Consider the following 15669-nt stretch of genomic DNA (forward strand, 5'->3'; position numbering starts at 1 on the left):
GTTTCTCCTGTCAAAGGGGCAAAATTCTTCCCTTTGGGGAAAGGAAACGCTTCAGAAGGCAAAGAACAAAAGGAGGAACAGACAATGCCAAAAACAAAAGAGAAGAACTTAGAAGGAAAAAAGAACGTGTATAAAATGATTACAGAAAGGATCATCGAGCAATTAGAGGAGGGTGTCATCCCTTGGCGTAAGCCGTGGATCAATGGGGGAGCTGTTAACTGGAAAACACAAAAACCATATAGGGGAGTCAATACATTTCTCTTAGAAGCCGGAGAATATGCCACCTTTAAGCAAATCAAGGAAGCCGGAGGCAAGGTTAAAAAGGGAGAAAAATCGCACATTGTGGTATTTTGGAAATGGTTAGAAAAAGAGAATGAAGAAAACGGAGAAGTCGAAAAAATCCCGTGCCTGCGATACTATCGGGTATTTGAAATTAATTCGCAGGTAGAAGGTTTGGAAAGTAAAAGAAAAGAAGTATCATTTGATCACGATCCAATTGAAAAAGCTGAAGAGATATATAAGGGATATATAAACTGCCCGGATTACACCTTTTATTCTGGAAGAGCCGTCTACTATCCAACACTCGATAAAATTAACTGCCCGCCCATTAAGGACTTTGTGAAAGCTGAAGAATTTTACAGCACTCTATTTCATGAAATGATTCATAGTACAGGCCATAAAAGTAGGCTTGCCCGTTCCGGAGTAACTACAGCGAATGTAGCATTCGGGGATGAAGTTTATTCCAAAGAAGAATTAGTGGCAGAATTGGGAGCAGCAATGCTTTGTGGAGTAGCTGGAATTGATAACAGCACTATTGAAAATAGCGTAAGTTACATCAACTCCTGGCTTCGCTCTTTAAAGGATGATAACCGCCTTGTCGTTCAAGCAGCTGCACAAGCTCAAAAAGCATCGGACTACATTTTAGGTGAAGACGAAAAGGGCGAAGAATAAAAAGAGTAATAGCTTACAATATCGCAAGCACAAGGCAAGCCGCCTTTCCAGAAAGAAAGGCGGCCCTGTTAAAAGGAGAAGAGAAGCGAGGAGGTATTCACATGGATAAACAAAGTGTCATAACATGTCCGTATTGTGGCAGCGAGTTGATGCCGCAGGGTCCAAAATATTATTGTGATTTTTGCATTATGATATTAGGGGAGCATCAAGTGCAACGGAATCATGAGCGCATTTCAGTCAGAGTGCGCGACTTTGCACTGGATGCTTATTTGGAGAAAACCACACCGGAGTTAATGAGACTTTCAACATTTGAACTGCTCAGTCTTCTCAAGTATGCACGCACAGAGAGAACTAATATATATAACTACATGAATATATTTTATAAGGCCCGGAAACACGGAGAGTTAGACGATTATCGGGAAACAGAAGAAGAAACAGGGGTAAATTATGAAAGAATAACACGCAAAATGTTTGTTCTTGAAAATCTAATTCGGCAGCGATTAGGGTATGTGCCCCGACGTATTACCGATGCTTATTTAGCCAGATATTTAGAAGAAATGAAAAGGGATAAGAATAAGCCGATGACTATTCGACAGGAGCGCCAGGCTGATTTAAAGGACAGGGAACCTGTTTCTAAAGGGGCCACTGATTCCGTAAAGTAAGAGAACTCTTTGTGCTTGAGTATTGTATGTTATAAAAGGTCCCCTTTCGGGGTTAGGGCTAAAGGGAACGGACAGGAGAAAGCAATGTATGCACGAATAGGAAGCAATCTCTGCCCTTTGCTGTTTTGCTTTGCCGTGTATTCTGTACAAGTGCGCTATTCCAGCTGGATGGAAAGGCTCTAAAAAAGTCTGGTTACAATGCGGACTATGATGATTTCTGGAGCATATAAAAAGCCGTATCTTGGGGTGCGAATTTTTGTGTTAATATATACACTAATGTAAATGTTAACATGTATATAAATGTTTATGTGATTTGATTCCGCGCAAGTTCCTCCAGGCCCCAATTTCTTCTTCAAATAATAACTTGGAAGCTTAACCATACCTAAGCTAGACAAAATAATGGTGGCTTGTTGAAGAGCACCAGTGGCAAGAAGACTCCCTGTTAGTCCTTCTGAGATATTTCTTACAGGTTATAGTGCTTGCAGATTTTCTTATATGACTAACGGGGCAGGTTAGTGGAATAATGGCTTTCATATATCTAGTACACTCACCATTTCTTAAAGGAGATTTGGAATACTCCTTTGAAAAACAAAAAAGCTACCGTACTTTGGTAGCTTTATTTTTTTTTTAGTCTTGAGCAAGCTTATCTCTATTTAGTGCAACAGGAGGTTTCTCCATCCACTCATTTTTTATCATAAAGGTTTTTATATTTTCTTCATATTGATACACATCTGCAATTATCTTTGCATATGTAGTTTTTAAATCTTTTCGGATACTTACTGCTGCACTATATCCATAACTGGCGATACCATCACGATTAAGTTGGTCTAATAGATAAGATATTAATTTATCTGAAAAAGGAGATGTTTTACCATCCAAAACATTCGTATCCCAAGTCATTGAAATAGGCAAATCATTTTGAACTAAAATATCACCTAATTTGTCTATAATATTTAAAGATAATTCTTTTCCATGTTGCAATAAACTCATTAATTGCTGATTAGATGTAGATTGTATAAATCCAATTAATAAGTTTTTACCAATATAATTCATAAAAACATTTTTGTGTAGCTCATTTGCTTCTCTTGCCGTTAATTCTCGATTATCATTAAAGAAGTTACCCAAAAATCCTTTATCTGCAATTGGGTTTGTTTCATGAGTGGAGGTAATTGAAGGAGGTCTTACAAATACTCCCTTTTCTAATAGAATAGTTGTTGTACGTTCAAATAAATTTGAAACGTTTTTTAATTGTTCATGGAAAAAATTGCGGATATCCTCCCTTACTGAATCGGATAGTGCCATACTTGTTAAGGACATTCCAATTTTAGACATATTATTTAAATAAAATAGTATAAAAACATCCGTATACATCTTAGGGGCATTTGGGTTTAAATCATCTTTAATGTTAAAGCCTTTAGGGATTGGATAGTTTTCACTTCGTAGAACAGATTCAAAAAATTGTACAGCAGATTTAGAAATAGAAACCGCCTCACTACAAAGAGATTTAACTTCTTCTAGTTCTGATGTTAGGGTAAGATACTCCAAAACAACATTTGACATACTATTATTCATGAACTGTTCCCAACAGTGTGCTAACTCACCCGCAGTTAACTTTGCAGCCTTTTTATTATCCATATAATCAATTCCTTTTTAAGATTAATTTTATATTCTATAACAAGTATCTGGTATTTTTTTATCAATTATGTATTATTGCATGGAAAATTAATAATTTTTTGGTTTGTCAAGGGAGATATCATAACTAAGAGGGCTTTTCAAATATTCAGCAATGGGGGACTTTAAAAAAGTTTGTGAAATATTGTACTTAAACTATCGGGTGCTTTAGTTGAATAAGGACTACACATATTTGACGTAACATGTGTGGATCCTTTTATTGTTTTTTGACATGTATAAACATCTAACTATCCAGATTAACATCCATATTAACATCCATATTAACATCCATATCAACATTAACATTAACATTAACATTAACATTAATTATAACATTAACATTAACATTAATATTAATGTTAATGTTATAGTTAGTGGCTTTTCGCAGGTGTTTTATATTTGAAGGAAGAAAATTTATAGTTGCTGAGCATATAAAAGGCTGCACCAGAATGATGCAGCCTTTTATATTAATGTGTATATTTATATTTATGTAATTATATATAAAATAAAATTAAGAAAGCAGGTCCATAATATCTGCTTAAATTACTTAAGTCGTCTCCGCTCAAATCATCATTAAAAAGGATAACTTATCAGTTGAAATTCCCCTTTTAAAAGGACTCTTGTTATACATTGTACCTCAGTCTTTTTTTGGGAGTAAATTAGCGGCAATAAACTCTTTCCGCAATGACTCATTAACAATTCTGGATTTTGCCCCGCGTCCACCCTTTTTGGCAAGTGACTGAAGAACTTCATAAACATCAGGCTCGAAATAGATCCCGGAATTGATTAGTGAATCAGATTTCTTCTTTGTCTTCTTTCCGGACACTAGCTCACTCAGCAAGCTTCCATCTTGGTTATTATTTACATGTACATTATTGTTAACATTAATATTATCATCAACATTAATATTTTCATCAACATTAATATTTTCGTTCTTATCTTCGTTTGGAGTAGTACCCATTAGACTTCCACGTGGGTCTCTCCTTTTAGTATTTTGAATTTTACTTTTGATATCATCTGCTCTAGACACGTTGCAACAACTCCTTATAAAATTCTTTATATTGATCCAATGCCTGATTAAGCTCTTTATTATCAAAAAGCCCTTCTAATGAAATTCTTCCTGTTGAAGCTTTTCTTCTGATGACTACATCAAAGCATAGCTCTGGATATTCCTCTCCAATGACTTCAACAAATGCTTTTGAGTCTGCGCGCCTAACATCATTCATGGTGCGGAGGATCCCGGCCACCTTGAGTCCTGGATTGATGTTCTGCTGACTAAATTCAACCGTTTCCAGGAATCGAGGGATTGCGTTAAATGCCCACTTGGAGCTTTCAGCCAATACAACAACATAATCAGACGCACAGATGGCATTGACCATTGGTTCTGATAGCGATGGGGGCGTATCGATGACAATATAATCATATTTATCTCGAACCTGATCCAGCAGCTCACGTAAAGCGAGCGATTGATTTCTTCCTTTCCATTGTGTGTAAAGGTATTTAGCTAAAGTTGCCAGGTAATCATCTGATGGCAGCACATGGAGATTCTCAGTCACTTTATATATGTATGGTTCTACTTCTCCGGCTTCGATTGCCTCAAGCACTGTGCTTCCTTCAAAATAAGTATCGTCATGCTGCGTAAGTAGATTGGAAAGGTTGCTCTGAGAATCCATATCCACCCCCAGGACCTTGTAGCCATCCTCCGCCAACAAGTAGCAAAGTGTCCCAGCTGTAGTCGTTTTTCCGACCCCGCCCTTTTGAAGCCCAATTGTTATTATCTTGGCCATATTATTCCACCCCTAAGCTAATATTAATGAAAATATTTTTGTATACATTTACATACATATTAACATAGATATTAATATGTATGTGTTGAGAAAAATAAAAAAAGACAGATTTTTGAATCTGCCTTTGGTTGTTCTTTATTCAAGAGATACTAGAGGTAGCTACAAAGCGAAAGTTCATCTAATCCAAGGCGTTCCTATACTTAAGTCTGGATCAAAGGGCTATAGGCATTCAAATCGGATTGAGTGCGGGATAGGCCAGGTCCTATTGTTTCGGAACCCCATCCGAATAGATTGCGAGAACCTTTTGTTGATCTTAAAAATATCGTATTCCTAGAAGTCTTTTATATGATTTTTGGAATACCTTTATCTCAGAGATACACTTAGCAAATTTTGATATGAAAGATTTTAGTTCTTTAACTTTAGAAATTGTCGGTTATGATGAGTGTGAAACAGTATCTATACCGGAATTTTTTCTTTTAACCAAATAAGCATCTTAGTGTCATTATTTTTATTCTGACGCTTGCTTTCTTTTCGTATATAACGAGAAAGGGTTGTATGGGCAATACCAATTTCGCTGGCTGCCTGACGGATGCTAATGCCTAAAGAGTCGATCGTTTCTTTCATTGTTTCAGGGTCCAAGGTGATATTTTGCTGATTATCCATAAAGTGAAAGGACTGCTGTTCAAATTTTGCATCAAATTTAATGTCGTTATTTAAGTCTGCAGCCTCCATCTTTGTTTCTATTTGTTCTTTAGGGAATTGTTCTTTGCTGTCAGAATGAATGGAGGAACTATAAAACGCAGGGAAAGAATCTGATTGGCTTATCTGATTCATTTTTTGAATGATTCTTTCATCAACCTGTTGGTGTTGATTTTTATAAAGCCCCAGGTTTTTTTGGTTTTCCTCCACTACCGAATCTGTTGGCAAGATGGTGACATTGAGTTTAGACCAGTATTGGTTGAGCCATCCTTTTTTTCCAACCTTGGTTTCATTAACTTCTTCCGAGTAAGACCAGGTCTTAATAACTTCATCTTTTTGCAGCTCATCTAATATGGTTTCAAATTTATCCCTAATTTGCACTCCATTATAACGTGATGATATGTCCATTACTTTTAGCAGAGTCGATACTTTAAATGGCTGCTGGAGAGATCGCTTGATGGTTCTGATTTTCCACTGGAAGTTTAGATACCTTGCTAGACGCTTCTGTTCTCGTTGAGTAAAATGGCTGTATTGAAAGACTTTAAGGTCTAAAATACCAATGGATTGGTTAGGGCCGACCAAGTAAGGCGTTAGAATAGATGTCGGTTTTACCTGAACGGCATAGATTCCTTTTGCTTCACCTGTCTTTTTATCGTAAGCAACTCTAATCTTCCCAATTTCAAACATCTTTTGAAAGTCTTTGAACTTATAAAGTTCATTGTCTTGTATATCTGCAGTATTAATAACCTTGACTTTTTGTTCACCTAAAGAAACCCATATGCTCGAAAGGGCAGCCACACGTTTCATAATATTAAAACGGTCCTCTTCCCGGAAATCTAACTCTCGTCCTTTAGAGGTTCGTTTTTTAACGTTCCTGAGGCGTAAAGCATCGTTGCTGTGAAATTCTATAAATCCATCACTGTTTTTTGGAGACACCATCCAAAGGTATGTAATCAAATCGAACAAATCGGCTGTCATTTCATCCAAGGAGCTTAATGTGGATTCTATCATTTCAAGCCACATCGCCTGCTGGTCTTTGCCTACTCCAGTCAATTGCGATTCAAAGGGCCTGAGTTCAGCGAGTCCTCTGACATTTCCTCTATTATCAATAATTTCACTTGTCAAATATCCCGGTTCAACTTCTTTAAATTCCTTTTTTTTCGTTACGATGTCTCTCATCAAGTGATAGTCAATATCCATGCTGCCATAGATAAAATCCCGTTCGAGAGCCTCATCAATTTTTTCTTTGTTCATGCTTATTTTAATTTCATATTCGGGAAAGTCAGTTATCAAATGCTCTGTCAGCAAGATTTTTATGGTCTCCTTGTATCGACTGACTGCTTCCTGAATCATTTTTTTGGTGATTTGCTTTTCTGAGTATAGAGTCTGTGTAAAAAGAAAGAACAAAGCCCGCAAACTCGCTTTCATGGATTTACCAGGAGCCTGCTTTATCATCTCTTCTTCCGTCATTCCATACGCTTCTTTTTTCCATTCGGTCAGTATGTAGGGACGATCTTGAAATAGATATTTCACTTCTTCGAAAATAGATATTTTTAAATATTCATAGTTCAGAGTCAGATGGTCAGGTAAATCATCATATTTCATTAGCGAGACATCCTTTCTGAAATAAGATAACGGAATAAAACCCATATTAAAATGCACCACGTGATAATCATTATAACAATAAATCATGCTTATTTGGGATGAAATGCACCAAATACTACACAGGTTACGCACAGTATTAGAAAATGCACCATTCAGTAGTACTGATTTCATTTTCTAATAAACACAGAACTATTAATAATATAAATTCCGGGCTTTATTAATAGTAGCCTTTAAAATTATAAATGCACCAATTTTTATTTTGGTGCAAAATATGTGCAGAACCTGTGGAGGATGAAATACTATAGCTTTCAACTTTTAATTGGATTCTACGAGTTAATACCATACTGATTGTTGCAGTTCAGAAGGAAAATTTTAAAGTTGAGCGGAACCTGTATATCAAAAATGCACCAGAAAACACTTAGTTGAGCGGAACCTGTCTACTATCACTAAACATATGTCTTCTTATTAACCTTGATATCAGTGGGTTTGTTTGAAATTTTTATAAATATGAGAGCAGAAAAAATGCACCATTATATGATTTTTGGGATGAAAGTTGAGCGGAACCTGCATAATAAAAAAAATGGAACTTTTTTTTCAGCCCTTGAAGCTCTAGGCTTCGAGGGCCTTTTTTTTTTGGTGCATTTCTCTTAGAGGGCATCCTTTTTCAAAAAACGATTTCGATATACTAGTTTCAACAAAATCTACACATATGATCTTTCGAATATTTCGGAAGGCAGATATGGCCCGTTACGAATCGAATGAAAAAGAAGGTGTGACACTTGAGCATTTCTACGAATAGCATGGCTGCAAAAACCGTTATTTCTCCTGTCGAAATTATGCAATTCATGACACATAACAGTCTGCACATGTATAAGCAGAGAGGATCCAGAGAACCTATACATAGAATACAAGCCTGCAAGACAGAGCAAGATATGAATCCGGGCCGAAAAGGAGCGGTCTTTGTATCACCTTCAAAAGCCGAACTTACAGAAGGAAAAGGATATATCATTACTTCGTATGAAGCGCTAAGGGATAAATACCAGCATTTGACCCACTGGACGCCTAATACATACCGTGGAGGCACCTATTATGATTTTAAGAAGCGCATCATTAAAGGACATGTGCGAGAAAATCTTAAGCAGGTCAATGTCATAGGTTTTGACATCGATACAAAAGAAGTTGATCTTTATGCACTGTATTTAGGCTGCGAGGAGATAGGTCTTCCCCGGCCCAACCTTCTTTTGGAAACACCAAGAGGATTTCAGTGCTTCTTTGTCCTGGAATCGCCTTTTTATATTCATAAACAAAAAGAATACAAGTCTTTGAGGGTAGCAGAACGTTTGTCTGATAATATCCGGAAAGCTTTATTGAAGTATATACCGCTTGATTTGAATTGCACACCTTTCGGCTTTTACCGTATTCCATCAGAAGACAATATTTTGGACTTTTACGATCAGCCAGCAAATACCGTGCAGCTGATTTCCTGGTCAAAACAATTTGAAAAGCAAGAAAAGGGTGCCTTCCTGCAGCTGGTGCAGAACCCGAACGGTAAGGAATTGGTTTATACGCAAACAGACTGGTATCATGCCCTTATTAACGCTCGAGACATTCAACAAGGTTACCACAGTGCGAGCCGAAACAATGCCATTATGACGCTTGCCTTGGCCAACTATGCCAGTGGAAGGGCATTTGAAGAGACCTATGATGAACTGGATGAATTCAATAGCCGCTTGTCCCATCCTTTGTTAAAACGAGAATTTGAACGGATATTAAAAAGTGCCTACTCCGGCAAGTACAAAGGTGTAAAGCGCTCGTATGCTGAAAATTTGCTTACTCTATGGACAGATGGAGAGGCGAAATTTCAAGGCCGGGAAGGATGGTATAAATTTAAAAAAGACCGGGAGGTTCGTGAAAGGTCCCATTACGAAGAATGGGAAGAGGACATTCTAATATATATCCAAAAACACCTAAGCCCTGAAAAGCCGTTTTTAGAGGCTTCTTTGACTATGCTTGCTAAAACCTTCGGACTGGCCGTTTCTTCTCTTAAAGAAGTGATTAAACGCTCAAAAAGTATTGTAAAACACACCAGTGGACGAGGAAGGGGAGCGATTTCGAAAATTAGCAGCCGGAGCATGATCTTCAAGCATTTGCTTCATTTGCGGAGGAAGCAGATCCAGCAGGCCCAACTGTCATTTGCTGAACTGCTGCCTAATCCTTATCACTTCCCTGCAGGCAAGCCATTAGAATTCCCTGCGCTCGATAGTTGGCTGTACGCTGAAATGGACAAGCTGTTCCGGTCTGAATCGCAGCCTTTATCAAGGTCCGGTTAATGAGCCAGTCTGCCAATACATATCTATAGTATCCTCTTTCTGGCTCTGACATTGTAACTGCTTATTGTTTCTATTTTAGAATTACTATTATTAGTTTTTTTATGCATTGGAGTTCTGGATGTATTTTAATGTTTTACTATTCTTTTGATCATCCTTATAGGTGATGGATATAAATCTTATTTTTTTGAGTAACAAAGAATCAATTAATACTTTTCTTCGCCAGGTTTTTGTAGTTGTATTAGTTTTCAATATTAGTACGAATGTATATCATTAACCTCCTAAAAAATGGGACCTGCGTCATGTTGTATATTATTCCCAAACTGTTAGTATAGAGACAAATAGACATTTAATTAATTGTTAATTAATACTATTACTTACTTTTAACATCTAATTTACTTTTTGGGGTGCTCAAACCGGGGCCGGTCCTGCCAAATGGTCACGGATCGATAGAGCGTTAATCCGTGACCATTTGGCAGGACCTTAGATAATTAACCCACTTACCTGATTTCAAATGATATGTAGTAGTGGGGAGTGGTGAGTAGTAAGTTAGAGAGTAAGTGAGTGTGTGTGTGTTAAGTGTAAGTGTGAGTAGAGAGTAGTGAGTAAGTAAGTGAGTGAGTGTAAGAGAGAGTAAGTAAGTAAGTTCAAGAGAGTGAGTTCAAGTGAGTAAAAGAGTAAAGTTCAAGGGATAAGTTCCAGGGATTTTGAGTGGGTAAAGAATAAGGTTTATGGTGTAGGTCGGAGTTAGAAAGATGGTTTTAGTTTTTTGGGGACAATAATGTAATTGATAATTTGATGGTTTTATTGAGAATATCTAGAGGAGGGTGAGGCTGTTTGAGGTTCCATTTGTTGCCGTTTTTGATACCTAGCGAGGGGAAAGTTTATGAGCTGAAGACAACGATGGATTCTAAGATCTTGTATTTTAAAGATGAAACTGCCTGGGCCACAATGCTGAGCTTTTTGCAGCGGCCATGGTATAGGAGAATTATTAAGCAGGAATGGATTAGTTGGGAGATCGTTGCCACTAAGAATGATATCCGGTTCTTTGTTTGGGTTCCGGATGAATATGTTGGAAAGGCGTTTAAAAGCAAGTTTTACGCAGAGCATCCGGGAGTAGAAATTTTTGAAGTTCAGGACCATACCATTGATTTCTCCCGTCCTCATGCTGGAACCAAGCTGTTCACTGAAAGCCACTGGACTGTCCCGATTAAAACTTATCATAACGAAGTGGTTGATACGCAAGCAGAGTTAATAGAGTTTCTTGATAGTGTAGGGGATGACCAGGAGATTCATATGCAATTTCTTGTCAAGCCAGCTTATGGAACAGAGAAGAGTTTTAGAGGTATTGTTCGTCAGTTTCATAAGCAGGGGGAAAGGGATGAAACTCTTCAAAAGGATAATGAGCTTTATTTGTCAGCTATTGAGGGCAAATCGACTAGAACATTGTCGCGGCTTGGAATAAAGGTCGTTGCATTTGGCCGGGATCAGAAGGATGCAAAGCTGTTAATAAAAAGCGCGAAAGGTTCCATTGGTACATTCTCCAGTGGGCGCCTGAATCAGCTATATGGTCGTGAGTGGTGGTGGTTCCGTATTATCCGTCCTTTGTTCAGGTGGGAGTTTCGTAAACGGATTTATTCAATGGAGAGAAAGAAAAAGCATGTTGTTTTAGGGACTGAAGAAATGGCTGCCATCATGCGGCTACCCAGTGAAAGGGTTCAAAATAATAAGTTAAACAGGCTGAAAATGCGATTTACCCCTTTGCCCAAAGAAGTGAAACAGGCATCATTTGATCCTAATCTGGCCATCCCACTTGGTACGCACAGTTTTCATGGACAGAACTATCCTGTCATGTTTGATCTTGGTACATTACGATATCATGCAGCTTTTATTGGAATGTCGGGGATGGGAAAATCGACAGCTATGTATAACTTGGTGGAGGATTTAATCAATCTTGATGGCGCAGGAAATGCAATCGGTGGGACAGTGATAGATCCTCACGGTGATTTATGCCAGGACATTGCAGCTAGGATTCCTCCTGAAAAACAGCATCTGGTCCGATATATAAAGTTCTCTGAAGGTGAAATCCCCTTCAATGTTTATGATGTGGACTTTACGACAAGTGAGGATAAAATTGCTCAAACAGTCGCAGATGTTTTAAAACGTACCTGGAAGGATTTTTGGGGTCCGAATATAGATGATAACTTTCTTAATGGCGGCATTGCGCTGCAGCGAATCGGGGAAGCGAGTTTGCCGAATCTACAGAGGTTATTGAGCGACCCGGATTATCGTGAAAGTGTGCTTGAAAGATTGAATAGAGAAGATCCCATAGAAAACGATCTATATCTGTATTTCTCGAATTTACAGGGGCTTCAGGACCGGGAGCTTCAGCAAAAAACCAATTCCACGCTTAATAAGTTAAGGAAAATCACTTTATCAGGAGTTCTGGGGAAAATGCTGCGGGCTCAAACCAATGGATTGCGCTTCCGCGAAAGTATGGATCAGGGCCGAATCACTCTTCTGGATTTGTCTGAACTAACAAGTGATGAAAAGAAGCTAATTGGATCTATGTGTCTGACTTTTGCAGAGCTTGCAGGAAAAAGCAGGGCTGATACCCCTGCAGCAGAACGAGATCAATTACCTTATCATTTTGTAATGGTTGATGAAGCCCCCACTTTGATGGAACATAGCACAGATGCAATAGAATCCTTTGCTTCCGAACTCCGGAAATATAAAACGTCTATCATACTTGGTATGCAAGGCCTGAAAGGGCAAGTGCCTTCCGAAGTATCGGATGCCATCTTTCGGAACTTCGGAACCTTTGTTTCACTAAGGTTAGGGAACCCGGAGGATGCCCAGGCTGTCAATCGCTCGATGCCATCAGAGGTTTTAAAAGATAGTGATTATCTTAATATTGAGCCGTTTCATGGTTATATGAGAATGCAGGTTGCCAATGAGCGTACACGTCCTTTCTTACTTCGGATGAAGGCTCCTGGACCCGCCCTTTATGAAAGATCTATCCCTGAAATGAAAAAACGGACGATTGATGAAGCCATGGAGCACGAGATGAAGGCGCTTTCCTCTTTTTCGGAACCTGAATTAGCCGAGCAAGAAAGAGGAGGTACCCATGAAATTGACTCAGTACTGGTGTCCGATGAAGTTGCCGAGGCGGGGAGAGAAAAAGCTGCTGCTGCAATTGAAACTATTGAGGATCAATCTAAAGACGGTCATGTATTGATAGGAAAAGAACAGTTGAGTAAAGTGGAAGGAGTGGAATATGAAGAATCCGAAAGAACAGCAGGAAAAAACATAGTGGAACATTCCTTGTTAAACGAAGATCAGGTCCAAGCGGAAGTTGAAAAAGATCCTAATGAGATTGTTATTCAGTTTGATGATCGAGAAGAGAGGGATTCGGATGAAAAGAAAAAAGAAATCAGCATTGATGATTTGTTGGTGTAGGGGGATTTTTGATGGTCAAAAGAATTGGAGAAATCGAGGAACAACTATTCGTTTCATTACATGATCTTGTATTTGCAGATGTGGAGTATCTCGAAAAGTATATATTTGTTCATGCTGATGGAAAACCATACTCGAGAGCGTGGATATCGCGCCAAATGAAGGCGTTAGAAGGAGAGGGGTATATAAAGTCCTTCCCGGTCGCTAAAGCGTCTACAAGAGGAAATGACAGGCTGGTGTACACCTTGGATACCAAAGGGGTACAAGAGGTGAAAGAGATTTTAGGCGAAGCTGATTGGGATGCGCGCTGGACGCAGCGAACCCCAACTTATGTTTTCCATTCACTCAGGATGTCACATATTCAGGCAGCTTACGCTTCCAGTGAAGATGAATTGTTTACTTTCAAAGAATATTTCTCTGAAAGGAGAGCCTTTCGGAATTATGGTGAAGTTTCGAAGGATAAACAGGGGAAGGATCGCCAGTCTTCAACAACTGTGATTCGTCCGGATGGAGCTTTTGTTTTGGAGCGTACAGTGAATGAACAAAAAGTACAAATTCTATTTTTAGTTGAGCTAGAAAGAAGCCGGCAGCGAATTGATGTGACCATGAATAAGGTACGGCGTTACAACGAGTATGTGAGAAAAGGAACCTTCAAAAATGATGCTATATTCGGGGAAGCCATCAGAATCGTTCGTGTGCTCTTTGTTTCAAACAATGAGACAGAACGAAATCAGTTAATGCTCAATGCGAAAAAAGCTGATTCGAGAGAATTAGAAAAGATTGGCGGATCACTACTTTTTGCCACGTATGATGATGTTATATCCACTCCGTATGGTACTATTTGGAAATCGTCTAATTCTAGTGATCCAGAGAAACTTTATAGCTTGTATAAACGTATAGAATAATGTAATTTTTTGTAAATTCATGAAAGGAGGTGATAAAGTTTGGGCTATAAGGTTAAGCGTGGTTCCCCATCATCTAATAGTACCCTTAAAGAAATGTTGCTCTCTTTTAGCAAAAGACTGCTCGGAGTTTTCCTAATATTCGCATTAGTCATATTGCTGGGCTATTTCCTGTTTCAATTTGCGTACAATCAGTACCCTCCGTTTGCAGAAGCGGCAGAAGATGTAATAGGGTTGGTGAAAATTTTTTACGCTGAACATGGAATCTGGGCTACTATCGGCCTATTCATCTTTGTTTGCATTGCGGTTTGGGCGCTAGGAGAAGAAGCCAAGAAAAAAGAGCGCAGGAAACAGGCGATGAACGAGATGATGAAGTGAAGGAGGGCAAGCATGAAAAAGCGTGAATATCCGAAAACGGTATTCAGGAAGAAGTTGATAAAAGGTGCTTTTTGGACAGGATTTACGCTCGTGTTGTTCCTTTCGGTTGTTGCCATTGTTCGAGTAGGTAATGCTGGGGCTGGATCGACTGAGGCAGATTCGCAGCCAAAAGAAGAAGTAAAGAAAGTTAACCTTGCAGCTGGTGAAGGCAGCCAGACATTCGCCGAAAATTTTGCGGTCCATTATTTTGATTGGGAGAATACGGATAAAGCCAAGCAGAGCAGGGTGGAACGTTTATCGTCATTCCTTGCCAGTGGATTAGATGAACAAGCTGGGTTAGCTTTTGAAGGCATGCAATGGAATAGTAAGCTGGCAAAGTCTCAAATTTGGAAAGTAGAAGAGACAGGTGCAGATTCAGCGCTAGTCACGCTTCGCATTCTGCACGGATTGTCAAAAGTAACACCTCCAGACCCAAAGGCTGTAGAGGCAGCGAAAAAGGAAAAGAAGGAGCCGCCAAAAGCAAAGGAAGAGAAAGCAGGACCATATGAAAAATATTTTGTCGTTCCTGTCAAGACAGATGGCCAATCGTTTGTCGTTAATAAAGTTCCATACTTTATTTCTAAGCCAACAAAGCCCGTGTTAGCTGCTGACATAAACCTTAATGAAGAGGGGGAGGTTAGTGATTCAGAACTTCAGGAGGAAGTAAAAACATTCCTCGATACCTTCTTTAAAGTTTATACAACCGGTACTCCTCAAGAGTTGTCTTATTATGTTAAAGAAAATGATGTTCAATCCATGAATGGCATCATGACTTTTCAAGAAGTGAAAAAATTCATAGTCAAAGAAGGCCAGGATAAGAGCAATTTTGATATTTTTGCGGATGTTGTCTTTGTTGAGAATCAATCGAAAGCCCAAGTTGTCTATCCTTATCATTTAACTGCCACCAAGGAAGAGGATCGCTGGTTAGTAAAAGAGATTGATCACCAATAATCAGGAGGATGATAGAGAATGAATTTCGGAGAAAATATTCAAGAATGGTTTTCTACTCAAATTGGTGCTTTGTTCTTGGTCATTATCGGGGCTGTCGCAATTTATTTTTTGGTGAAAAGGGAGTTTTCTAAGTTTGTAGGATTTGCCGTATTTGCAATGGTCGTAGGGGTTTTCGTGTTCACGCCAGATAGTGTAAAAGATCTTGGGAGTAAGCTCTGGGAAACCGTTTTTGGAGCGTAAT

The 15669-nt window shown here is 38.7% G+C and carries 12 protein-coding genes; 8 read left to right on the forward strand and 4 right to left on the reverse strand.

What is annotated here, in order from left to right; all coding sequences use genetic code 11:
- Positions 1-84: 84 nt before the first annotated feature.
- Together Q9R36_RS24255 and Q9R36_RS24260 are read left to right on the forward strand one after the other, a co-directional pair.
- Positions 85-951 carry an ArdC family protein gene (locus Q9R36_RS24255; protein WP_311226038.1) on the forward strand — a complete coding sequence of 289 codons (867 nt, stop codon included), beginning with the start codon at positions 85-87 and terminating at the stop codon, positions 949-951.
- 101 nt (positions 952-1052) lie between these two features.
- A complete protein-coding gene (locus tag Q9R36_RS24260) occupies positions 1053-1613 on the forward strand; it encodes a hypothetical protein (RefSeq protein ID WP_311226039.1) in 561 nt (186 codons plus the stop codon).
- Positions 1614-2240: 627 nt separating this feature from the next.
- On the opposite strand, the gene Q9R36_RS24265 is transcribed toward Q9R36_RS24260, so the two are convergent.
- The 4 genes from Q9R36_RS24265 to Q9R36_RS24280 form a co-directional block, all read right to left on the reverse strand.
- Positions 2241-3248, reverse strand: coding sequence for a DUF3231 family protein (locus Q9R36_RS24265; protein ID WP_047945067.1), 1008 nt, complete (start codon positions 3246-3248; stop codon positions 2241-2243).
- A gap of 673 nt (positions 3249-3921) precedes the next feature.
- Positions 3922-4314, reverse strand: coding sequence for a hypothetical protein (locus Q9R36_RS24270; protein WP_311226040.1), 393 nt, complete (start codon positions 4312-4314; stop codon positions 3922-3924).
- A complete protein-coding gene (locus Q9R36_RS24275) occupies positions 4307-5071 on the reverse strand; it encodes a ParA family protein (protein ID WP_094769646.1) in 765 nt (254 codons plus the stop codon). Before Q9R36_RS24275 ends, Q9R36_RS24270 begins: the two co-directional genes overlap by 8 nt.
- 456 nt (positions 5072-5527) lie before the next feature.
- On the reverse strand, positions 5528-7375 hold the full coding sequence (locus tag Q9R36_RS24280; RefSeq protein WP_311226041.1) for a helix-turn-helix domain-containing protein: 1848 nt from the start codon (positions 7373-7375) through the stop codon (positions 5528-5530).
- A 779-nt stretch (positions 7376-8154) separates the two neighbouring features.
- On the opposite strand from Q9R36_RS24280, the gene Q9R36_RS24285 reads away from it, so the two are divergent.
- The 6 genes from Q9R36_RS24285 (at position 8155) to Q9R36_RS24310 (ending at position 15668) form a co-directional block, all read left to right on the forward strand.
- Complete coding sequence (locus Q9R36_RS24285; protein ID WP_311226042.1) at positions 8155-9705, forward strand: primase C-terminal domain-containing protein; 1551 nt, start codon at positions 8155-8157, stop codon at positions 9703-9705.
- 834 nt (positions 9706-10539) lie between these two features.
- Positions 10540-13161 carry an ATP-binding protein gene (locus Q9R36_RS24290; RefSeq protein ID WP_311226043.1) on the forward strand — a complete coding sequence of 874 codons (2622 nt, stop codon included), beginning with the start codon at positions 10540-10542 and terminating at the stop codon, positions 13159-13161.
- 11 nt (positions 13162-13172) lie between these two features.
- Positions 13173-14063 carry a replication-relaxation family protein gene (locus Q9R36_RS24295; protein ID WP_311226044.1) on the forward strand — a complete coding sequence of 297 codons (891 nt, stop codon included), beginning with the start codon at positions 13173-13175 and terminating at the stop codon, positions 14061-14063.
- Positions 14064-14102: 39 nt separating this feature from the next.
- The gene (locus tag Q9R36_RS24300) at positions 14103-14438 is read left to right on the forward strand and encodes a hypothetical protein (protein WP_311226045.1); all 336 of its coding nucleotides are present in this window, start codon (positions 14103-14105) and stop codon (positions 14436-14438) included.
- Between the two features lie 12 nt (positions 14439-14450).
- The gene (locus tag Q9R36_RS24305) at positions 14451-15428 is read left to right on the forward strand and encodes a conjugal transfer protein (RefSeq protein WP_311226046.1); all 978 of its coding nucleotides are present in this window, start codon (positions 14451-14453) and stop codon (positions 15426-15428) included.
- A gap of 18 nt (positions 15429-15446) precedes the next feature.
- Positions 15447-15668: a hypothetical protein gene (locus tag Q9R36_RS24310; RefSeq protein ID WP_224905745.1), complete on the forward strand. Its 222-nt coding sequence runs from the start codon at positions 15447-15449 to the stop codon at positions 15666-15668.
- The last annotated feature ends 1 nt before the right edge of the window (position 15669 follow it).

It is taken from the genome of Bacillus sp. AG4(2022) (assembly GCF_031844465.1).
In the GTDB taxonomy this organism is placed as follows: domain Bacteria; phylum Bacillota; class Bacilli; order Bacillales; family Cytobacillaceae; genus Bacillus_AB; species Bacillus_AB infantis.